Here is a 22,101-nt window from a genome sequence, read left to right as displayed (position 1 = left end):
TCCACAAGCGGCCAATTACACACTTCAATAGCAACACTAACTTCCCGACGCGAACCACTTCTTCTGGATCTGTTCGTAAGTCCCGTCTTCATACATGGCGAGCAAGGCTTCATTGATCGACTTACGTAAAGGACTGCCGGTGGGTAACGCGATGCCATACTTCTCGGGCCTGAACACCGGCCCCACCACGACGAGCGCGCCATGGCCCAACCGGGCGCCCCAGTATTGCAGCGTCGGCGCGTCATAGACGATGGCCAGCACATCGCCGTGCATCAGCAACTGGAATCCGTCGTTGGCATTGTTCACGCTGACGAACGGCAGCCCTCGCGCGGAAAGATATTCCGCCGCCACCGTACCGGGCACCGAACCAATCGATTTCCCCGGCAGATCTTCAGGACCCCGAATATTTGATTGAAGCCGCGCGACGGTTTGCGATGACGTCACCGTCGCCGTGAACTGGGCGACCAGCACCACGCCGATCAACCACATGGCCGGCACCAGCACACGCTTCCACACGCCCGGCGCGTCGCGTTCGCCGTGCTCGCCCGTTGCAATGATCAGCATGCTGATCCAGAGACTTTCCCCCAGCGCGCGCCAGTACGGTTTCTGGAAATTCGGGTCGTGCTTGCGCTCCGTTAGCCAGACCAGATTGGCGAGTACAAAGACAATGGCGATGGAAATGACGGCAAACTGACCGATCGCCAGCCATGGAATAGACCAGACCGACGCCAGAAATGAATTGTCGTTATGCGCCCGCACCATGATCTGCAAGCCGGAATCGAAATAGGGAATGGAAAAGTCGAGCACCCGTTCACGTTCGGGCGTCATGGTGATCGCCGATATCGCAACGTCCGCGTTGCCCTGCTCGACGGCGGGCAGTACATCGGCTTGCGTGGCGACGGGCGTCCACGTGAAGTCCCGGCGCATGCGCCGCGCAATTTCATTCCAGATATCGACGCTGAAGCCTTCGGGTGTCGCCGTTTGCGGCAGCACAAACGGCGCGACGGGCGCAATGGCGACGCGCAGGCTCGACGACGCCGGATTCGTGCTGCCGGATGCCTTCGCAGGAATGGCGGTCATTACGGCGGCCGTCATGATTGAATTAAAGAGTACGACTGCGTTCCACACCAGGCGCACGGCAGGTTTGCTCATCGCTTGACTCCCCAGACCGGTGTTGAGTGCGGATACGATGCACTTCAATCGTTGCGCCGCATCGCTTCGTCGACGGCTTTCAGCAGCGCAGCGCCCAGAAACGGCTTGGCGAGCAAAGCGTGATTCCCGGCCGATGCCACGGCATGTCGCGTGGCTGGCGCATCGAACGCCGTGATGAAGACGATTGGTGGACGCGGCGCACACAATGTCCCGTAGAACGCCGGACCCGATGCGCCAGGAAGCTGAATGTCGACCACCAGACAATGCGCACTCGCCACGTATTGCGACTTGCCCGCGTCTTCCGCGCTATGAAACGACCGCGTGACGAAACCAGAGAGCCTGAACAGACGGTCCATGGCGCGGCACAGACCCGCGTCGTCCTCGATAATCACGATCGAGATGAGTTCCCCATCCATGCGGCGTCCCGGTAGTCTTTGCCCGAGTCTCATACGATTGGGCGCGTGGCGCCATAGGGATTCAGGGCAACGCCTTTCCCTTTGGGGCAATCGCCGGCGTCACGACGATGTTCCCTGCGTCCGGGCCGCCGCGTGGTCGAATGTGGGCGGGGCGCAGCGCACCGGACTTCGCTGCGTCGACGGCGTCGCTCACCAGCGGTAGCCAGACCACAAAAGTCGTGCCGCCCCCATCGCGGGGAACGGCTTTGATATCGCCGTGGTGGGCGTCGACGATCGAGCGCACGATGGAAAGACCGAGCCCCATTCCATGAGGCTTGGTGCTATAGAAAGGCTCGAACACGCGCTGTGACGATGCGGCACCGAGACCGCAGCCACGATCGGTCACCGTGAACTCGACACCCTCTGCCATGCTCCGTGTAACGAGCGTCAGTACGCGGTTCGATTGCGCGGTTTCCTGCATGGCGTCCATCCCGTTGATCGTGAGATTGAGTACGATCTGCTGGATCTGGACAGCGTCACCCATGATCGACGCATCGCCTGCGCCAAAGCTTGTTTCAAGGCCGATATTGCGGCGCTTCGCTTCCGGGGCGATCAAGGTCAGAGCGCATTGCAGCGTGCTATCGAACACAATAGGACTGAAAACGACGCCCTGCTTCTGCAGCAAACTGCGCAAACGCTGCACGACATCGTTAGCGCGCAAGGCGTCGCGCTTCACATCCGAAAGAATGTCGCCGAGTTCCCCAGAATCGAGTTGCGAAACCTTTACCAGCAATTCTGCGGCGTCCGCGTTGCTCAGAATCGCGCCCAAGGGTTGCCCCACTTCATGCGCAATGGAGGCGCTCAATTCGCCCACGGTCGCGAAGCGCGCAGCGCGCGCCAGTTCGCCGCGCCGCGCGATGGCTTCGGCTTGCGCCGCACGACAGTTGCGACGCTGCACGAGCAATGCCACGATCGTTAGCGTCTGGGCCAATAACACCACCAGAATAATCAGCACGACACTGCGATATTCGCGGAAAATCGATTTCGGATACTCGATCTGATGGACGGCGTGATTGGCGTACTTCGTCATCGATATGCGGAACGCCGGCGTGAGAGCGTCCGCGCCGAAGCGAAAGCCGTCGAGCGAGTCGAGCAAGACTTCGACGCCTTGCGCAAAGGATGTTTCGCGTTGGTTGCTAATCCCCTTGATCTGTACAAATGCAGCCGGCCGGCTGGCGGCGGCGTGCGTGAGCATCACCGCGCGCGCCGGAGCAGGCGTATGCGCCGCCGTCGCGCAAGTCGCTGCAATGAGCAGTAGCGACACCATCGCCTTGCGAAATGCGCGAGTTGCACGTTGTCCGAAGCCACCCATCAAATCGATTCCACGCAGGGCGCGTCGCAAGGCATTTATCTCCTGTCTGTTCATGCCACGACAAAGGGATATTCACGGCTTTTCTGTGCGCGGGAAAAATGACTACGCCGCGAGCGACAGGCTATCTGCGCGACGCAACAGATCCGCGAACGAAGCCGCGCCAAGCTTGCGCATCAGGTCCGCGCGACAGCTCTTGATCGTGCGCTCGGACAGCCCCAGATCCGCGGCGATCTGCTTGTTGCGTCGCCCCGCCACTATGCCCGTCAGTACCGTTCGCTCCCGGTCTCCCAGATTCACATCGGGGGCCGAGGCAACTGGTGTGGGCAACTCGTGCGCCTGCGCGTCGAATGCCGCGTCGAGTGCATCCAGCAAGGTCTCGCGCTCGAACGGCTTGACGAGGAAATCGACGGCGCCCGCCTTCATCGCCTGCACGGTTCGCGGCACATCGCTGTATGCGCTCATGAACACGACCGGCAGCGCGCGGGGCTGACGGCGCAGCGCCTGCTGCAGATCCAGGCCGCTCGGGCCGCCCAGTTCCAGATCGACGAGCAAACAACCGCTCCAACCTTCGGGTTCGCTCACCAGAAATTCGCCGGCCGAGGCGTAAGTCCTGACGGGATAACCTGCCGTACTCAGGAGTCTTTTTAATGCCGACCGCATGGATGCATCGTCTTCGACAACGTGAATCGTCCTGTTGGAGTCACTATTCACGACATCACTCCGTCTTTGCCATCTGGATCCGTATTCGATTTCGGATTTAGTAGCTCCCTGGTGATTCACCTCTACCGGCTTATTGCAACTTTCATGCATGTAATGCGTTATAGCAATTTATCGTAAGACTTGCTTTAAAGCTGTACACACGGGGCGTTTAAGGACCCAAAACCGGATGATTTCCCACTTATTGCACTCATAAGCCGAAGCAGATGGAACGATGGTTTCCAATCATTTTTTGAACACTTTTAGATTCCATTCAGCAAATAGAAATAATTAGCACACGACGCGATTGCAAACATTTTTTTCAGACGAGAGAATGTGTCCGGCTTATATCGCTTAGGGTTTTGGGCAACGCGCACATACGCGGCTTCACGATAAGATTCATTTGAACACGGTCTATGGCGCACTTTCCCGTTCCGCCCCACCCGGAGCCTCAATGACGCAGCTCGTTCACCATCCCGCGTATCTGTTTATCGTGCTGATCGTTCTGCTTTCCGTCGGGGCGATACTGGGCGCGATCGTCATGCAACGTGTCGTGCCGTTTTCAGACGATGCGCGCGACAACTACAACGTAGTCCAGGGCGCCACGCTCACGCTGCTCGCGCTGCTGATCGGCTTTACGCTTTCCATGGCAGTGAGCCGTTACGACCAGCGGAAAAACTACGAGGAAGAAGAAGCCAATGCAATCGGCACCGAATATGTTCGCGCCGACCTGCTGGGCTCGCCCGGCGCAGAAAAGACCAAAGCGCTACTTGTGCACTATCTCGACTTGCGCATCGTGTATTACCGCACGCGCAATGCGCACGAACTCGAGGCGCTCGGCACCCAAACCACGGCCGTTCAGACGCAGCTATGGGCTGCCGTGCGAGAAGCGGCCGAGGCGCGGCCCACGCCCATCACGGCACTCGCCGTGGCCGGCATGAACGATGTGCTCAATACCCAGGGCTATACGCAGGCGGCGTGGCTCAACCGAATACCCGTTTCGGCATGGGCTCTGATGATGTCGATTGCCTTCTTCAGCAACCTGATGCAGGGCTACGGCGTGCGCGGCAAAACCGGGCGGCGCGTGCTGCTCTTTGTCTTGCCTATCACGGTTTCACTGTCGCTTTCCTTGATCGCCGATATCGATAGCCCCCGGGGCGGCCTGATTCGCGTGGTGCCGCAAAACCTGCTGAGCCTGCAGCAGTCGATGTCGGCGAATTGAGGCCAGTCGCACGCCTCAAAAGCTGAGCGCGATCCCCAGCGACGCACCGGATATGTCTTTGCCGAAGGCATAACGCCCGACAATCCGCAAGCGCGAAAACAGCTTCGTGACCGCGCCGGTGTCGATTTCCAGGCCCGCGCCCAGCGACGTCAAATGATTGAAGCCGAGAATATCGGCCTGACTGCCGAGATAGGTCGAATGCGAGAGTTCGAGCACATAGCGCAGTGGCCGGTGCAGCACCAATAAGCCAGTCGGCGCCCGCCAGCGGGCATAGAGATTGGTCGATTCGGCATTGGCCGATCCGCGCACGCCGCTCGACGACCCAAAGCTTTGCAGATAGATATCCGTGTAGCGCAATTCGAGGTCAAATTCATAGGGTTCCTTGCGCGGATACCAGCCGATCATCAGCGATCCGCCCAATCCATAGGCATTGAGCGATCCGTCCTTGATAAAGGCAACGTTTTTATCGACGCGACGATTGATCAGGAATTGCGCGGCGCTCGCATCGCTCAGCACTTCGCCCAGCGAGAAATTGAAAATCGGCCGGATCACCAGATCTTTCTTTTCATTGAGCGGAAAGTCCCAGCCGATGCCGCCCGTCGCGGCCACGTTGGTCCAGCGCGTGGGCAACGCGCGCTGCTGCTGGCCGTCCGAGACGATAAACGTGGGGTCGTATCGCGATCCGCCCAGCGAGCCTTCCAGATAAAGCGGGAAACTCGGACTCAACGTAAAGCCGCCGCCGAGTTGCGTCATATTGAGCGCGGGATTGCCGGTGGCGCCGTTGCGAATGCCCAGCGAACTGGCGGTCAGATCCGGCGTGACGGTAAAGCTCAATAGCGCGAGCACACCGTTGGCGCGCTTTTGCACGTCAGGGCCGGTAATGGCGGGCGCCGAAGGCAGCGTCTGCGCCGGCGCCGGCAAGGCATAGAATCCGCCAGCACTGCAAGCCAGCCCGACACTCGCGATTAGCGCGGCACGCAGATTTCTGCGTCGATTGACGAGATGCCGGCAGCTGCGCCGCGACCTCACGGACATGGTGTTCCCCACCGTTGAGAACATCGACAGGACCGGCCGCTCTGGCGCAGCAGAACGCCGGGGTGCGAATTGCGTGAGACGACAAACACCGCAGTGCCATGCGCGAGTGTCGTACAGGCGCATCGGCGATGCCATTGGGGTGCGGGGCAATCTACATTGCCCCCGAGGGCAACGGCGTTGCCCCATCTACCGATGGCGAAACCACGTGACGGCTCCAATACTGAATGTCGCTGAAACGGCGTTGCGCAGCATGCCCTACCGTTTTCGTGCGCAGCCGTTTTTCCTCCTACAGTCCCGCGACTCGACCGACCATGCACCATTGCGCATCCGCAGCGATCATCGACAGCATCGACGCCCTCGCCACCCTCGACACAACGGCAACGCAAGCACCAGTTGCGCCCGCGAATATGGTCCACATTGCGGGCGGCACGTTTCTGATGGGCTCGAATCATCACTACCCGGAAGAGGCGCCGGCGCACAAAGTCCGCGTGCGCGATTTCTGGATCGATCGTCATGCGGTAACCAATGCGGATTTCCAGCGCTTCGTCGAAGCGACCGGCTTCGTCACGGCCGCCGAGCGCCCCGCCAATCCCGACGACTATCCCGGCGCGCTGCCTGAAATGCTGGCGCCGTCGTCAGTGGTGTTCGCCAAACCGCCGCATCGCGTCGATCTGCGCAATCACTTCAACTGGTGGGGCTATACGGCGGGCGCAGACTGGCGGCATCCGCGCGGCCCGTCGAGTTCGCTCGACGGAATCGCGGATCACCCCGTCGTGCACGTCACGTTCGACGATGCCCAGGCTTACGCGCAATGGGCCGGCAAAGATCTGCCGAGCGAAGCCGAATGGGAATTCGCGGCGCGCGGCGGCCTGGAGGGCGCGGAATTCGTCTGGGGCGACGAATTCATGCCGCAAGGCAAGCCGATGGCCAATACCTGGCAAGGCGAGTTTCCGTGGCAGAACCTGCTGGAAGACGGCTACGAATGGACCGCACCGGTCGGCTCGTTTGCGCCCAATGGCTACGGCCTGTACGACATGGCGGGCAACGTCTGGGAATGGACCAGCGACTGGTATCAGGACCACGGCAAGATCGTGAAGGCGTGCTGCACGCTGGACAACCCGCGCGGCGCGAGCGTCGAAGCGAGTGTCGATTCGCGTACGCCGCAACTCAGAATTCCCCGCAAGGTCATGAAAGGCGGCTCGTACCTTTGCGCGCCCAACTATTGCAGGCGCTATCGCCCTGCCGCGCGCATGGCGCAGCCGGTCGATACGTCCACGTGCCACGTGGGCTTTCGGTGTGTCGTGCGCGACAGCGCCCCCGCCACCGCTTCAAACAGCACTTCCGGTTGAACCCACTGGAGAAACGGTCTGCCGCGCATCCGTCACGCACGGAACCGGCAGGCGATCCGCTACCGGCTGCGGTAGCTCTATCTGACGTCCACGCGAAGTCCACGCAAAGGAGTGTTCCATGGCGGGCAAGAAGAAACCCAACTTCCTGATCCTCTGGGGCGACGACATCGGCCAGTCGAATCTCAGCATTTTCACCAAAGGGCTGATGGGCTATCGCACACCGAATATCGACAGCATCGGCGAGGCAGGCGCCGTGTTCACCGACTACTACGGCGAACAAAGCTGCACGGCGGGCCGCGCCTCCTTCATCACGGGCCAGTGCGGCTTGCGCACGGGGCTGACCAAGGTTGGCCTGCCTGGCGCACCGCTGGGCATGCGCGCCGAAGACCCGAATATTCCCGAACTGCTCAAGGACCTCGGCTACACCACCGGGCAATTCGGCAAGAACCACTTCGGCGATCGCGACGAACATCTGCCGACCATGCATGGCTTCGATGAATTCTTCGGCAATCTCTATCACCTCAACGCCGAGGAAGAACCGGAGTTGCCCGATTACCCGGATGCAAAGGAATTTCCCGACTTTCACAAGAAGTACGGCCCGCGTGGCGTGCTGCACTGCTGGGCAGACGGAAAAGGCGGTCAGAAGATCGACAACACCGGGCCGCTGACCAAGAAGCGCATGGAAACCATCGACACCGAATTTCTGGCGGCGGCGAAGGAATTCATCCAGAAGGCGCATCAGGAAGACAAGCCCTTCTTCCTCTGGTTCAATACCTCGCACATGCACTTCCGCACGCATATCGAGGATCGCATTCGCGGCCAGGCCGGTCGTTGGCAGTCCGAATATCATGACTGCATGGTCGAGCACGACAAGCATATTGGCGAAATGCTGGCGCTGCTCGATCAACTCGGCATCACCGAAGACACCATGGTCATGTACAGCACCGACAACGGCCCGCACATGAACTCATGGCCCGATGCCGGCATGACGCCGTTCCGCAACGAGAAGAACTCGAACTGGGAAGGCGCGTATCGCGTGCCGTGCCTGGTGCGCTGGCCAGGCGTGATCGAACCGGGCACGATCTGCAACGAAATCGTGAGTCACCTCGACTGGCTGCCCACCATCGTCGAAGCCGCGGGCAATCCGGCCGTCAAGGAAGAGCTGCAAAAAGGCATCGAGGCCAACGGCAAGAAATTCAAGGTCCATCTGGACGGCTTCAGCCTGTTGCCCTACTTCACCGGCAAAGTGAAGAAGCCGGAACGCAAGGGCTTTTTCTATTTCACCGATGACGGCGACCTGGCGTGTCTGCGCTTCGACAACTGGAAAGTCGTGTTCATGGAGCAACGCACGGCCGGCACATTGCGAATCTGGGCCGAACCGCTGGTGACGCTGCGCGTGCCGAAAATCTTCAATCTGCGCACCGACCCCTACGAGCGCGCGGATATCACCTCCAATACCTACTACGACTGGCTGCTCGATCACGTGTTCATCCTCGTGCCCGCGCAGGCGGGCGTGGCCGAATTCCTCCAGACCTTCAAGGAATTCCCGCCGCGCCAGAAAGCCGCCAGTTTCGGCGTGGACCAGGTGATCGAAAAGATGATGGATGCGGCCGGTGGCGGCCATCGCTAAGACGTTCCCGCTGCGCATCGGTACGATCCCGGCGGCACGCAACCACGCGCCGCCGGGACACTCTCCTGCCCGGACATCCATGGACGCCAAGGCCCTGATCCTGCTCGCGCTCCAGTGCGCCATCGCCGCCACGGTTTTCACATACGGCCTGCAGGCCACGCGCGACGATCTTCTCTACATCGCGCAGCGGCCCGGCCTGCTATTGCGTTCGCTGATCGCGATGCTGGTGGTCATGCCGATCCTCGTGGTCGCAAGCGTGTACTACCTCGATCTACCGCGGCCGACCGCCGTGGTGCTGACCGCGCTCGCCATCTCGCCAGTGCCGCCCTTGCTACCGAAGAAGCACAAGAAAGCGGGCGGCGTCGCGCCCTACGGCCTTGGCCTGCTTGTCGTGCTCGCGCTGGTGTCGATCGTCACCATGCCGCTCTCGGTCGCGCTGTTCAACTGGTTGTTCGCGCAACCTTTGGCAGTCGGTCCCGGATCGATCATGAAAACCGTGCTGACCATGATCGTGGTGCCGCTCGCCGTGGGCCTGCTGGTGGCCTCGCTGATGCCTCGCGCGGCGCAGATGCTGCTGCGGCCCGTACGCCTGATCGCGACGATCCTGCTCGCCGTGGGCGTCCTCGTGCTGCTGGCCGGCACCTGGCGCGCGATCCTCTCTTCCACCGGTCACTGGACGGTGCTGGCCATCGTCGCCTTCGTGGTCGCGGGACTGGTGATTGGCCATTGTCTCGGCGGACCCGAGCAGGAACACGCGTCGGTACTGGCGCTCTCCACCGCTTCACGTCATCCGGCGATCGCACTGGGCATTTCGGCGGCCAATTTTCCTGGCGAACAATTCGCGCCGACGCTCGTGCTGTACCTGATCCTCTGCACGCTGCTGGCGATTCCCTACGTGAAATGGCAGCGCGGCCGTTCGGCACTGTCCTCCAACACGCCGTAGCGCCACACCACGAGGTCACATCATGAGTCGCGAACGCGAAACCTTGAATATCCCGGATACGCATCTTTCCGCCCCACTGATTCCCGACGAAGGCACGCTGCAAACGCGCGCGCGCACCTCGCTTGCGGTCGAGCGCACCTTTCTCGCCGCCGAGCGAACGCTAATGGCTTGGCTGCGCACCGCGCTTTCGATGATCAGTTTCGGCTTCACGCTGGCGAAGTTTTTCGAATACGTGGCGGGCCAGCGCGGCGCGCCCATTGTCGGGCACTTTGGCGCGACCTGGTCGCCGCGCACGGTCGGCACGGCGATGGTGGTGATCGGCACCATCGCGCTGCTGTTGGCCGTCGTGCAGCACCGGCGCCGCGTCGGCGCGCTGCGGCGCGAGGGACTGCTGCCGCAGTGGAATCTCGCATACTGGGTCGGGATCGCGGTGGCGGCGCTCGGTGCGTTCGCGCTGGGTTCGCTGGTGCTGGACTAATGCACGGTCACGCCTGCACAATGTCGCCTCGGTCATCAGGACACGTTGCGTGACTGCCATTGCGCCTTTATTTCCGCTTGCGGCCCCATTCGCAATCCTTTCCGCCACTTGCGCGGCATTTGCCGCGACGAATGTCGATTCCGCCGCGCTCATGCTGTCGTTTTCGGCATCGGCGAAACCTTTCAGACTGTTTGCCGCGTTCGTCGTCACGGGCATCGCAGTGATTGTCGCGAGTCTGCTGATCGGCTTTGCGGCCAGTGCGGTCGAGATTCCTTCGCGCTATTTCGGCGTCGTGCCGCTATCGATCGGGCTGATCCAGCTTGCGCAGGAAATCCGGCGCAGCGACGGGCAGACGCCATCGCAACCGGACGTACCCGTGATGTTGTCGATGGGCGCGATGATGTCGGCCTTTCTGTCCGTGAGCACCGACAATCTGCTGATTTTCGCGGCCGTGTTTGCCAGAAACGGCACGATCATCGCGCCGTGGATCGGCGCGACGCTCGTCGCACTGTACGTGCTGATGGGATGGCTGGGCACCTCGGCCGGCGCCCGGCTGGCACGCGTGAACGTGAAATTCCGTGCTGTAGCGCCGGCGATTACTGCATGCGTGGGCTTGACGGCGCTACTGGCATAACGGCTTTTTAACCCACGGTCAGCGTCGTCGCTTCGGCGCGTGCCAGCATCTGCGTGAGCGAAGCAGTGTGCGTCTGCGGCGCGTCGATCACGAACAGGTCATCTTCCAACGCGCGCGCCAGATCGAAGCGCCCATCCAGCCAGGCGCGCAACGCCGCCTCGGACGTAATCACCATATTGCTGCGCAACGCATCATCCGTGGCCGTGACGTCGGGTATCTCCGGCACGATGTCCGGATCGAAACCCTCAGTCGTGGCGTGAAAAAAGCCCCACGTATCGTTTTCGATCAACAAAACGTAGAAGTCCGGCAGTGCCAGCAGCGCCGCCTCGCCGTGCGCACTTTCGACCCGCGCCTGCAGCAGGTTCAGCGCTTCGATGGCCGACAGGCGCATGCGGGCGGCCGAAAGCGCGCCTTCCGTGGTATCGACCGCATCGATCAGCCCCGCATCGATCGCCTTGCGGGCCGCCACCGCAATCTTCAGCGCCAGCGGATGCCCGACGCTGAAGTCGAGCTTGAAATTACAGATCGCACACATGGCATCCCCTCAAGGCGTGACGATGTTGAACCAGAAGTCGAACGTATCGAGCCACGAAACGAATTCGCCCAGTTTCTGGCTGTCGCCGTCGATTTTGGCATTGCCGCCCATGACGAGCTTCTGCATGTTGGTCTTGCCCATCATGATTTCGTTGAGATCCGCGCGCGTCATCGTGACCGTCGCGTCCGCCGAATTCGAGCTCGTGTTCGCCGTGTAGTGCAGCGCGCTGTTCTGCACGCCCAGCACGTATTTCTCTTTCGTATCGGTGAGCACCAGATTGAACGAAGCGGTTTTACCGTTGGCGCGATCGCCGTTCAGACGGATGCCGAGATAATCGAGGAACATGTCGAGCGGCATCGCCTGAATCGTGTCCGGGCTTTGCGGCTGCGGCGCGGGAAGCTGCTGGATGCCGCCGCGCAATTCCTGCGCACCCGTCAGATAGAAGTTGCGCCATGACGCCGATTCCGCCTGATAGCCCAATTGCTCGTAAGCATCGGCCAGAAGTTGTTTCGCCGATGTATTCTGCGGCTCCGCGAAAACCACGTGATTCACGACTTCCGCGACCCACCGGTAATCGCCCTTGCTGTAGTAGCCGTGTGCCTTGCTCAGCACGGCCGCCGATCCACCCATGAATTCGACATAGCGCTTGCCCGCTTCGGTTGGCGGCAATCGATGCAGATTGGCGGGAACCCCATCGAAAAAACCCAGCCGCAGATTGTATTGCGCCACGGCGTCGTGATAGACCGTGCCGTAATAACCGCGGCAATACCAGTGTTTCGCGAGGCTATCGGGCAGACGAATGGTTTCGCCGATTTCCAGCGGCGTCATGCCCTTGTTGGCCATGCGCAGAACCTGATCGTGCAGATAGCGGTACATGTCCCGCTGCGCGCCAAGGAACGCCACCACGCGATCATTGCCCCACGTTGGCCAGTAGTGCGAAGCAAAAACCACTTGCATATCGCCGCCGAACATGTCGAGCGACGATTGCAGATATTTTGACCAGAGCAATGCATCGCGCACTTTCGCGCCGCGCAAGGTGTACAGATTGTGCAGCGTGTGGGTCGCGTCTTCGGCCGCGCAGAACGCCTTGAATTTCGGCAGATAGAACATGAATTCCGAGGGCGCCTCCGATTCCGGTGCCATCAGCACGACCAGTTCCACGCCGTCGAGCGTGAGCTTTTGCCCGGTCTTTTCGGCGAACAAGGTCGGCACGGCCAGCGTGATCGTGCCCACCGATGTCGTCTTGCCGAGGCCGCCATCCACGATGCCCGTGGGACTGCGCGGCAGCAGCGAGCCGTACATATAGCTCGCGCGTCGCCCCATCGCATTGCCCGCAATGATGTTCTCGCCCACCGCCGCTTCGGTAAAGCCTGCGGGCGCAACGATCTGCACCTCGCCGGCTTTCAGGTCGTCATCGCTGACGAGGCCGCGCACACCGCCGTAGTGATCCACGTGACTGTGCGTGTAGATGACGTGCGTAATCGGGTGGTCGCCGAGGTGCGGAATAACGAGTTGTTTCCATACCGTCGACGCCACATCGGTTGTAATGAACGGATCGACCACGATATAGCCGCGGTCGCCGCGAATGATGCTCATGACGGACAGATCGTAGCCGCGCACCTGCCAGATCCCATCGACGACCTTGAAAAGACCGTGGTTCATGTTGAGCTTGGCGTTACGCCAGAGGCTCGGATTCACGGTCGGCGGCGCGTTGTTTTCCGGGCCGCCCTGCACGAAGGCGAATTGCTGCAGATCCCACGCGTGCGTGCCGCCGGGACCGGGAATCACGACCGGCTCGGGCAGCGTCGCCACGAGCCCGCGTTTGGCGTCTTCGAAGTCCTGTGCATCGCCGAACGACAGAAACTCGGCATATTGCTTGTTCACCGCGAGCGTCGCGGCCGTGGCGGGCTTCGCCGCTCCGGTGGTCGGCGTCGCCGCGTGCGCGACCTGACTCAGAGTCTCCCCGACGACACCGGACAGGCCGGTCGCCACGCTGGTAACGGCGACGTTTTTGAGGAATGCCCTGCGACCGCCTGACTTTGCATCGTCGTCCGAGTGCGACATGACCACCTCCGGTTATTCAAGGAAATGACAGGCGCTGGGCGCCTGTCAGAGTTGCTCGATAACTTCTCGGGGATTTTTCGCACAATCGCCGCGCCGCGACTATCGGTACTTGGGGCAACCGCATTGCCCTGAAGGGCGATTGAGTTTCGCTGGTGATCCACTGGGCATGCAGGCCGAGTAACAAGAATAAAGTCTGAAATCGCGCAGGCGACTGCGTGCAAGTGCAATGTCGCCTGTCGATCACAGCGCGGTCTCGATCGAGACTAAACTGTGGATGAACGGCTTCGGGCCGCAGACCGGCTCTTATGCCTCGCCTTGCAATAAAACCGCTCGCATTTGACACGCTGCAAACATGTCGATACAATTCGCGCCGCGGGGTGGAGCAGTCTGGCAGCTCGTCGGGCTCATAACCCGAAGGTCACAGGTTCAAATCCTGTCCCCGCAACCAAAAACCTTCTAAAGCTTTCTGTGTACTCACCCATTTTCAGGAACAAGATTTTTCTTTGAATGTGTGCGCAAAGTGGGCGCTGGCCGTGCAAAACGGCGAAATGCAGCGCCCAGGCAAGCCCGCTCCAAGCGGGCTTTTTGCTTTTTTACGCCTTCTCGATGCCGTCTAAAACGATTCGGCAAATAGCGAAGCCTGGCGGATTTGCACCTGAGTACCGACGAGGCGTTCAGGCCGTCGGGCGAAACGTCTGGCATCCGATGTCGCTCGTATTTCGGGCAGGCGCAGCAAACCTAAAACTGCGCCGTCAACTGAAAACCGACCGTCCATCGTGCGGTGGGAAATCCTTCAGGTTTGTAGATGGACGTCCCCGCGAAAAGGTCGTAGGACACGCCAACATACTGCGACGGCACACCGCCACGAATTCTCATCACCGCGCCTGCAAGCTGCGTCCCCGCCAGTGCCGCCGTGTTCGGTCCAAACACGCGCCCGTAGTCGAGCCCCGCGTACAACGTCTGGCCCGCCTGCAATACCGGCCATTGCAGTTCGTTACGCCAGTAGGAACCGCGTTCAGCTGCGAGCATTGCTTCGCCGTCGAAGCCGCGCACGGTGTATCGGCTGCCGACGGTCAGGTCGTCGATATAGAACAGCGTGTCGTTCGTGAACTGGCCGTGGATTGTGGTCACATACTTGAACGGCTGGTTTGCGATGGCAAACGGAACGGCAAGGTTCGCGTCGAGCACAGTCATGTGGCATCGCTGTCAGTCAGTGAGTCAGCGCTTGATCGACCGTGCAGCGGCAGCACGCAACTCCGAGGGCGAATGGTTTCCCATGCGGCGCATGGCATGCGCGAGCGCCGCGCCGCTCGCGAAGCCCACGCGAAACGCCACCTCGCCGATCGCCAGATCCGTTTCCACGAGCAACTGGCAGGCATTCCGGTAGCGCGCGCGTTGCTGGAACTCGCCGATCGACAAGCCCGTACGCTCGCGAAAGAGCCGCGTAATGTGACGGCGGGAGATTCTGAACCGTGCGGCGAGCGCGTCGAGCGGAATGTCCTGATCGGCGTGCGCGGTGATAAAGGCCTCCAGGTCCGCCGCCAGCGCCATGCCGTGTTCGCCGGGCGAGTTCGCCGAAGCCGTCTGCCCTGCGATGACCTCTCCAATGCACTGCATCAGCAAGGCCGATGCCAATGCCTGACGTGTCGCGGCAAGCCCGTAGGTCGCCCCTTCGTTGCGCAACGAGAGATCCTGCAACGTGCGGATCGCCGCCGATCTGTGGATCAGCACAGGCGTACGCGTGCGGCGACGGAATTCTTCGAGCGAACCCACACTGCTATCGAGCTTGCGCAGCGCTTCGTCGGTGACGTAGAGCGCGACGTGCCCGTGAGGCGCACACGCGGCCTGGGTCTGATGGGCGCGTCCTGCCGGGATGACCGCGAAGCGTTCCTGCGACAACCAGACACCCGTGCGCTGGTCCTCATGCTGGACCTCGACTGCACCATGCGTGGGGAGCATGAACATCAGGCAATCGTGCCAATGCCACGGCGTCGCGTAGCTGCCGCCGCCGGTAAGCGTTGCGTAGCCATCATCGGCGGCAACCAGCAGATCCTTGTTGGCCGGTTGGCATACTTGTTGGAACGAGCGCAGCATCGAAAGACGTTGAAATAGCGGTGTGTGTCGTGAGCATGACCGCCCTTCGACAAAGTAAGAAACAGTAACAAGACACTAGCACACGACCCGCGACGCAAAGGCGAAAGCGCCAAAGATCTTTCACGGCGCACCGCTGCTGGTCCGCAATCCAGTGTATCGGCCGCTCGCGCGGCCATGGCCCGTTCGATCAAATGAATGGGCCCGTACGCACACGCGGCGGCCCGGCACTCCCCGTAACCTGACGGGATGAAAAAACCTACTCTGCCAGCCGAGGCACAGTCCGCCGTGTCGCTACGCCCTACGATCGAGCTTGTCAGCGTGTTTGCCGCCGATAACGACGGCGGCAATCCAGCCCCTATCGTGCTCAACGCCGCCGGCATGTCCGACGCGCAAATGCAGGCAGTCGCGCAGCGATACGGCCACGAAAGCGGCTTCGTGCTGCCGGCACCAGCCGGTTCCGGTTGCGATTTCGAATTCCGCTTCTGGGTGCCCAATCACGAGATGTCGATGTGCGGACACGCGACGGTCGGCGCCGCCTGGCTTCTGCACGAAACCGGACGCCTTGACAGCGACAGGCTGACGATTCACACCGGTAGCGGCCGTGTAGAGGCCCGCATCGCCGGGTTTTCGACGGATGATGCATCGGTCGAGATTTCGCAGCCAGCAGGCCGCATCGAGCCATTACCGCAGCCGCAAACCAGCCGTGACTCGATTCTCGACGCACTCGGCATCGACGACACGCAACTCGCGCCGCTGCCCATCCAGAACGCCTGCACCAGCCGCGTCAAGACGTTGGTTCCGCTTGCCAGCGCTGCCATTCTCAATGAGCTTGAGCCTCGCTTCGACAAGATCGGTCCGCTGTGCGAGCGGATCGGCTCCACGGGGCTTTACCCCTACGCGACGGTCGATGCCCGCCAGCAGATCTTCGATGCAAGACAGTTTCCTCGCGCGTCGGGCTATCCCGAAGACGCGGCCACAGGCATCGCGGCCTCCGCGCTGTCGTTCGGCCTGCTCGCCAACGGCCTCGTAGAAGCGAGCACGCGGACGATCAACATCCGCCAGGGCTATGCGATGAAACGCCCGTCACAGATCTCCGTGCGTTTCAGTTTCAAGGACGATAACAACACCGCGACACCGGACGGCTGCTGGATCGGCGGCCCGGTTCGATACGAAGCAGGCGCCGGAGCGTCGTCATGATCGCAATCGAAAAGGCGCTGGGACAGCGGGTTGCAGATATGGTCGCGGTCAAAATCGGCGCCTTACTGGTTAATTTTGATCAGCGTGACCTGCGCCGTGAAGGTCGCGTCCTGCGTATTGCCGCGCCCGCTTTCGACATCCTTGAGATCCTGTTTCGCGCCGATGGTGCGGTGGTCTCGAAGAACGACATTATCGACGCCGTCTGGCCCAGACAAATCGTCGAGGAAAATCGCCTTCAGGTACATATTGTGGCGTTGCGTAAAGCACTCGGCGACGACCGCGATCTGATCAAGACGGTCTCCGGGCGCGGCTATCGGCTTCTTAAGCACGTCCATGACGAAGGGTCCGCGAGTCCGTTCGTCGCACCTCCTTCGCTGCCGGTCCGCGCCGGACCGTTGATTGGCCGCGACGAAGTATGCGCGCGCATTCTGCCCCAACTGACTCAGCTAGAAGCGGGTTCGGTGTTGACGCTGGCTGGCGAAGGCGGCATCGGTAAGACCTCGCTCGCAATTCACGTCGCTCACGCAATTCGCGAACGCGAAGCAAACGTGAGTTTCGTGGAACTCGCTTGGGCACGGACCCGCGAAGAGGTAGTCGCAGCAATCGCAATCGCGTGTGGGATCAGCCCGGATATCAACGTAGATTTCAACGCAGAGGAATCGAGCCTGCTTTTGCAGATTCGAGAAACCCTGCACCGATGCGGCGCACCCACCGTGCTTGTTCTCGATAACGTCGAGCAGATTATCGAACCCGTAGCTGCGCTATTGGAGTCGCTGTCGACCATTCGCGATTTGCGCATCCTGATCACGAGCCGCGAGCCGCTTGCGATTCGCACGGAAAAGGTGCTTCGTATCGAGCCACTCGCGCTGCCCTGTGAAAACGCGAGCACGCAGACGATGATTGCGCACGGCGCGGTCGAGCTTTTTCTGCACCGCGCCGGCCACTACGCGCCAGATAGCATCAATAGCGAGGCAAGCATCCGGCACGCGGCCGATATTTGCCGGCGTCTCGATGGTCTGCCTCTTGCCATCCAGTTAGCTGCGGCGCGCGTTGCGGTACTGGGCGTCGAGGGCGTCGCCTTGATGCTGTGCGAGCCGTTCGACGATCGGCTTAATCTGCTGAAAGGCGGCTTGCGATCGGCTCCGCTGCGCCATCAATCGCTGCGCGCAAGCTTTGACTGGAGTTATGGTTTGCTTGGCGTCAGTGCGCGCGTATTGCTCCGCAATCTAGCGCTTTTTACTGACGCATTCACATTCGAAGCACTCATTTCGGTAGGCGCAGAGCCGGGCGCGCCAGTCACCGGCGTAATTGCCGCACTCGATGAGTTAGTGGCTAAATCGTTGCTCGCGGCGGAGTTTCGAGGCGCTATCGCCATTTATCGCTTGGGCGAATCGACTCGTGCCTATGCCATGGAAAGGCTGCGCGAAGACAAGGCGTTGCGGCGCGTCGCGGCCCGGCATCTTCGCTATCGGCACAGTTCATCGACAATCATTTATCGCGCGCGGCGCAGCACGTGCTACTCGCTGTTCAACACGCGTAACGCGCGTTGGATTGGAAACGTTCTCCAGTCGGGTCGGATTCCGTCGAATGAACCTCGCCGGACCACGCGAATCGGTTAGCGGGCTACACCCGCGTCCGGCTCCAAGGACAACCGCACGCTTATCCTAAGACGCACATCGATCGAGTAAACTTCGATTCCATGAAAGCGCGTCTTCTTCCCCCGCCTGCCGCCGCCAGCGTCGAACCGCCCGGCTTTCCCGATGCCGATGAACTCGCCGTGCTGCGCGCGTGGTACGCTGGCCTCGCCGTGCGTGCGGCTGTCGAGCGCTACCTCCCTTCGGCGCTGGGCGGCGGAAAATCCGCACGCGGCGTGCTAGGACGCATCCGGCGCAGGCTGGTCGCCATCGCGCGAAGCGCGCATCGCGACGATCTGGCGACCTTGCTCGATCATCCCGCCGACGAGCGCGCACAGCACGCCAAAGCCGCGACGCAGGCCATCGACGCGCTACGCACCGTTCAATCGCCCGAACCGCAAATCGCCGACGATATCGCCCAGTGGTTCGCCCCGCGCGCCGTGCGTGTGCTGCAGGCCTACGGCATCAGCACACTGGCCGATCTCACCGTCAGGGTTCCGCGCCGTCGCCAGTGGTGGAAAGTCATTCCAGGCCTGGGCGCCGCCAGCGCCCGCGCAATCGAAGCGTTCTTCGCCGCGTGGCCCGCGCTCACGGAAAAGGCCCGCGCGCTTTTGGTCGCCACCCAGCGCAGCAACATCGTGCCGTGGGAGAGCATCAAACTGCCGCATGAAGTCGATGGCACGGAGGGCACGTTCCGTGCGCCGCGCGCCACCTGCGCGCTCGATGCCAATAACGATTACGAAGCCGTGCGAACCTGGCTCGCGCTGCACGAAGCGCCGGCCACGCAACGCAGTTATAAAAAGGAAGCCGAGCGGCTGATTCTCTGGGCCATCGTCGAGCGCGGTCGCGCGCTCTCTTCGCTCACGACCGAAGACGCCATCGCCTATCGCGCGTTTTTGCGGCACCCTTCGCCGCACGCGCGCTGGATCGGCCCGGTGCGTCCGCGCACGTCGCCCGATTGGCGTCCGTTCAACGGCAGCCTGTCCGCGCGCTCGGTAGCACACGCGTTGACGATACTCGGCGCGTTATTTCGCTGGCTGATCGAGCAACGTTATGTGCTGGCCAATCCGTTTGCGGGCGTGAAAGTGCGCGATGCGGGCAACGCCAACGTGCTGGACACTTCGCACGCCTTTACCGAGGGCGAATGGGCGCTCACGCGCACGATCGCCGAAGGTCTCGAATGGTCGTCGGGTTGGTCCGCGCCGGCTGCGCAGCGGCTACGCTTTCTGCTGGATTTCGGCTACGCGACGGGGCTGCGCGCCAGCGAAATCGTCGGCGCGACGCTCGGTCAGATCGAAACCGATCCACGCGGCGATCACTGGCTGCGCGTGACTGGCAAAGGTAAAAAACACGCCCGCGTGGCCCTGCCGCCGCTCGCGTGGAATGCGCTCGCGCGCTATTTGGCCGAACGCGCCCTGCCCGTCACGCAACTGCATTGGCACCCGGATACGCCCGTGATCGGCAGCCTGGAAGCAGACAGCCACGACGCGATCAGCAGCGTGCGCCTGTGGATGGTGATGCGACGCTTCTTCGCGCTGGCCGCCCATTCAATCGAAGCCGATCACGCGCCGCTCGCCGAAAAACTGCGCCGCGCGAGTCCGCACTGGATGCGCCACACGCATGCCACCCACGCGCTGGGACGCGGCGCCGAATTGACCACGGTGCGCGATAATCTTCGGCACGCCTCGGTATCCACGACTTCAATCTATCTGCATAGCGATGAAGTCAAACGCGCCCGCCAGATAGCGGATGCATTCGGCTCGCGCGACTGATTGATCCGACGATTTAAAGCTGCATTGACCGCGCGACCAGAGCACAATATGACGTCGTAATAAATCGTCATAATGAATTCATATTGGTTGACACGCATAGATATCACGCGTTCACCACCGCAATTTCGTCAGTAGTTTATTGCGGAAAGTGAATTTATGCGTCCAGACGCTTGCCATACAATGCGCTCAACTGTTTGTGTTTCAGACAGTTATCCACGCTTGATAGCCCCGCTCTTGCAGCGGGGCTTTTTTTATTGCGCTCATTCGCCGCGATTTTGCGGTCTTTCGGCGATTTCTCGCTGATTCTTCACGTGCTCGACCTCGCGAGCCACACCCAGCATGGCTGTTCACCCCGTCAGCCCATGCCTTTCAATCTTAAATCTTCCCAGCGGGTAATAAAGCCTGATTGCACGACTATTTCGCGCCTCAAGTCCTTGATTTAATAAATCAAATTGCGCACACAACAAACCTTCGCGTATGTATTGGCATTAATAAAGTCTGTCACAATTTTGCTACGGTTTTTTTATTGAGTCTTGCGCGGATATCGATGCGCACTATAGCCTTCAGGCCTTGCATCAATGCAGTTCCACAACAAAACGGAGTTACAGATGAAATCACGCGCCCTTACTCTCGCCGCGTTCGCCGCATTCGGCATCGCCAGCGCAGCTCACGCTCAATCGAGCGTCACGCTCTACGGCGTGATCGACACGTCGCTCACCTACGTCAGCCACGCAGACGGCAGCAAGAACCTCTGGGCGCTGGGCAACAGCAGCTCGGGTAACCTGTCCGGTTCGCGCTGGGGCGTGAAGGGCTCGGAAGATCTGGGCGGTGGTCTGAAGGCAATCTTCGCCCTCGAAAATGGCTTTAACCCGTCCACCGGCGCATCGGGCTCGAGCCTGATGTTCGGCCGTCAGGCATTCGTCGGTCTGGCAAGCGAACAGTACGGTACGCTGACGCTGGGCCGTCAGTACGATCCGCTGGTCGACCTGATTCAAGGCATCACCGCCGACAACTACTTCGGCTCGGTGTTCGCAACGGCCGGCGACGTCGACAACTACGACAACAGCTTCCGCGTGAACAACGCCGTCAAGTACGCATCGCCGGTCTACCGCGGCCTGCAGACGGAAGTCATGTACTCGTTCGGCGGCGTGGCTGGCTCGACGGGCTCGAAGCAATCGTACTCGGCAGCACTCGCGTACAACAACGGCCCGCTGGCAGTTGCCGCTGGTTACTACTACGCGGCTAACAGCGCAGGCGACCGCACTGACACCGGCTGGTCGAGCACGTCGGACGGCACGTTCGACAGCGCGATCAACAACGGCTACGAAACGGCACACTCGCTGCAGATCGCACGTATCGCGGCTCAGTACACGGCTGGCCAGTTCATCTTCGGTCTGGGCTACAGCAACGCGCAATACGCAGCTGATGCAAATTCGTCGTTCGACAGCAAGCAGAAGTACAACACGGCACAAGGCTTCCTCGCCTACCAGGCGACCCCGGCACTGCTGGTTGGCGCTGGCTACAGCTACACGCACGCAAGCGGCGACACGTCGGCTAACTACCACCAGTTCTCGCTGGGCGGCGACTACAACCTGTCGAAGCGCACGGACGTCTACATGACGGCGGCTTACCAGCACGCAAGCGGCACGACACGTCAGGAAAACGGCGACGTGACGTCGGCTCAAGCATCGATCGGCTCGTACGGCTACAACGGCACGGGCTCGCAGACGCTCGTGAACCTGGGCCTGCGCCACCGCTTCTAATCGAAGCTGCGAAACCACGACGGCTGCAACAGGGCCGTCGGCGATTCGCCTGAAAACGCCCGTAGCACTCCGGTGCTGCGGGCGTTTTTTTCATTTGCGTTTCAATGGCGTCATACGGGTCGATTCCCGTTTCGGT

18 protein-coding genes, 1 tRNA gene and 1 pseudogene are annotated in these 22,101 nt (G+C 61.1%); 11 read left to right on the top strand and 9 right to left on the bottom strand.

The window, feature by feature from the left end; all coding sequences use genetic code 11:
* Nucleotides 1-36 precede the first annotated feature (36 nt).
* The 4 genes from U5A67_RS31930 to U5A67_RS31915 form a co-directional block, all read right to left on the bottom strand.
* Nucleotides 37-1,152, bottom strand: a complete 1,116-nt coding sequence (locus tag U5A67_RS31930) for a transporter substrate-binding domain-containing protein (protein ID WP_321817414.1) — start codon at nt 1,150-1,152, stop codon at nt 37-39.
* A 44-nt stretch (nt 1,153-1,196) separates the two neighbouring features.
* Nucleotides 1,197-1,568, bottom strand: coding sequence for a response regulator (locus U5A67_RS31925; protein WP_321817415.1), 372 nt, complete (start codon nt 1,566-1,568; stop codon nt 1,197-1,199).
* A 61-nt stretch (nt 1,569-1,629) separates the two neighbouring features.
* Entirely contained in the window at nt 1,630-2,919 is a 1,290-nt protein-coding gene (locus U5A67_RS31920) for a sensor histidine kinase (RefSeq protein ID WP_321817416.1), read from the bottom strand.
* Nucleotides 2,920-3,021: 102 nt separating this feature from the next.
* Nucleotides 3,022-3,729, bottom strand: coding sequence for a response regulator transcription factor (locus U5A67_RS31915; RefSeq protein WP_321817417.1), 708 nt, complete (start codon nt 3,727-3,729; stop codon nt 3,022-3,024).
* 340 nt (nt 3,730-4,069) lie between these two features.
* Here U5A67_RS31915 and U5A67_RS31910 point away from each other — a divergent pair, with 340 nt between their 5' ends.
* Nucleotides 4,070-4,837 carry a hypothetical protein gene (locus U5A67_RS31910; protein WP_321817418.1) on the top strand — a complete coding sequence of 256 codons (768 nt, stop codon included), beginning with the start codon at nt 4,070-4,072 and terminating at the stop codon, nt 4,835-4,837.
* Nucleotides 4,838-4,852: 15 nt separating this feature from the next.
* Here the strand turns inward: U5A67_RS31910 and U5A67_RS31905 are convergent, their stop codons facing one another.
* Nucleotides 4,853-5,758: a hypothetical protein gene (locus U5A67_RS31905; protein WP_321817419.1), complete on the bottom strand. Its 906-nt coding sequence runs from the start codon at nt 5,756-5,758 to the stop codon at nt 4,853-4,855.
* A gap of 425 nt (nt 5,759-6,183) precedes the next feature.
* Here U5A67_RS31905 and U5A67_RS31900 point away from each other — a divergent pair, with 425 nt between their 5' ends.
* The 5 genes from U5A67_RS31900 (at nt 6,184) to U5A67_RS31880 (ending at nt 10,906) form a co-directional block, all read left to right on the top strand.
* On the top strand, nt 6,184-7,221 hold the full coding sequence (locus U5A67_RS31900) for a formylglycine-generating enzyme family protein (protein ID WP_321817420.1): 1,038 nt from the start codon (nt 6,184-6,186) through the stop codon (nt 7,219-7,221).
* A 118-nt stretch (nt 7,222-7,339) separates the two neighbouring features.
* On the top strand, nt 7,340-8,851 hold the full coding sequence (locus U5A67_RS31895; RefSeq protein WP_321817421.1) for an arylsulfatase: 1,512 nt from the start codon (nt 7,340-7,342) through the stop codon (nt 8,849-8,851).
* Between the two features lie 79 nt (nt 8,852-8,930).
* Entirely contained in the window at nt 8,931-9,794 is an 864-nt protein-coding gene (locus U5A67_RS31890) for a hypothetical protein (protein ID WP_321817422.1), read from the top strand.
* Nucleotides 9,795-9,816: 22 nt separating this feature from the next.
* A complete protein-coding gene (locus tag U5A67_RS31885) occupies nt 9,817-10,272 on the top strand; it encodes a DUF202 domain-containing protein (protein ID WP_321817423.1) in 456 nt (151 codons plus the stop codon).
* 49 nt (nt 10,273-10,321) lie between these two features.
* Nucleotides 10,322-10,906 (top strand): hypothetical protein, encoded by a 585-nt coding sequence (locus U5A67_RS31880; protein ID WP_321817424.1) that lies wholly within the window; start codon nt 10,322-10,324, stop codon nt 10,904-10,906.
* 7 nt (nt 10,907-10,913) lie between these two features.
* Here U5A67_RS31880 and U5A67_RS31875 read toward each other — a convergent pair whose 3' ends face one another.
* Together U5A67_RS31875 and U5A67_RS31870 are read right to left on the bottom strand one after the other, a co-directional pair.
* Nucleotides 10,914-11,441, bottom strand: coding sequence for a hypothetical protein (locus tag U5A67_RS31875; RefSeq protein WP_321817425.1), 528 nt, complete (start codon nt 11,439-11,441; stop codon nt 10,914-10,916).
* A gap of 9 nt (nt 11,442-11,450) precedes the next feature.
* Nucleotides 11,451-13,505 carry an alkyl/aryl-sulfatase gene (locus tag U5A67_RS31870; protein ID WP_321817426.1) on the bottom strand — a complete coding sequence of 685 codons (2,055 nt, stop codon included), beginning with the start codon at nt 13,503-13,505 and terminating at the stop codon, nt 11,451-11,453.
* Nucleotides 13,506-13,876: 371 nt separating this feature from the next.
* On the opposite strand from U5A67_RS31870, the gene U5A67_RS31865 reads away from it, so the two are divergent.
* A tRNA-Met gene (locus U5A67_RS31865) sits at nt 13,877-13,953 on the top strand.
* A 290-nt stretch (nt 13,954-14,243) separates the two neighbouring features.
* Here U5A67_RS31865 and U5A67_RS31860 read toward each other — a convergent pair.
* Nucleotides 14,244-14,708 (bottom strand): annotated as a pseudogene (locus U5A67_RS31860) (ShlB/FhaC/HecB family hemolysin secretion/activation protein); the annotation flags it as partial.
* Between the two features lie 15 nt (nt 14,709-14,723).
* Complete coding sequence (locus U5A67_RS31855; protein ID WP_321817427.1) at nt 14,724-15,599, bottom strand: AraC family transcriptional regulator; 876 nt, start codon at nt 15,597-15,599, stop codon at nt 14,724-14,726.
* Between the two features lie 285 nt (nt 15,600-15,884).
* Between U5A67_RS31855 and U5A67_RS31850 the strand changes: the two genes are divergently transcribed.
* The 4 genes from U5A67_RS31850 (at nt 15,885) to U5A67_RS31835 (ending at nt 21,965) form a co-directional block, all read left to right on the top strand.
* On the top strand, nt 15,885-16,796 hold the full coding sequence (locus U5A67_RS31850) for a PhzF family phenazine biosynthesis isomerase (protein ID WP_321817428.1): 912 nt from the start codon (nt 15,885-15,887) through the stop codon (nt 16,794-16,796).
* Nucleotides 16,793-18,415 carry an ATP-binding protein gene (locus U5A67_RS31845; RefSeq protein ID WP_321817429.1) on the top strand — a complete coding sequence of 541 codons (1,623 nt, stop codon included), beginning with the start codon at nt 16,793-16,795 and terminating at the stop codon, nt 18,413-18,415. The genes U5A67_RS31850 and U5A67_RS31845 overlap by 4 nt, the downstream gene beginning before the upstream one ends.
* Before the next feature lie 80 nt (nt 18,416-18,495).
* Complete coding sequence (locus tag U5A67_RS31840; RefSeq protein ID WP_321817430.1) at nt 18,496-20,202, top strand: site-specific integrase; 1,707 nt, start codon at nt 18,496-18,498, stop codon at nt 20,200-20,202.
* 608 nt (nt 20,203-20,810) lie between these two features.
* Nucleotides 20,811-21,965: a porin gene (locus U5A67_RS31835; RefSeq protein ID WP_321817431.1), complete on the top strand. Its 1,155-nt coding sequence runs from the start codon at nt 20,811-20,813 to the stop codon at nt 21,963-21,965.
* Nucleotides 21,966-22,101 lie beyond the last annotated feature (136 nt).

Origin of the sequence: Paraburkholderia sp. J69-1 (genome assembly GCF_905220255.1) — a bacterium.
Taxonomy (GTDB): domain Bacteria; phylum Pseudomonadota; class Gammaproteobacteria; order Burkholderiales; family Burkholderiaceae; genus Paraburkholderia.
Note: the sequence above shows the minus strand (reverse complement) of the source record. Positions and strands in the feature narration are given on the sequence as shown.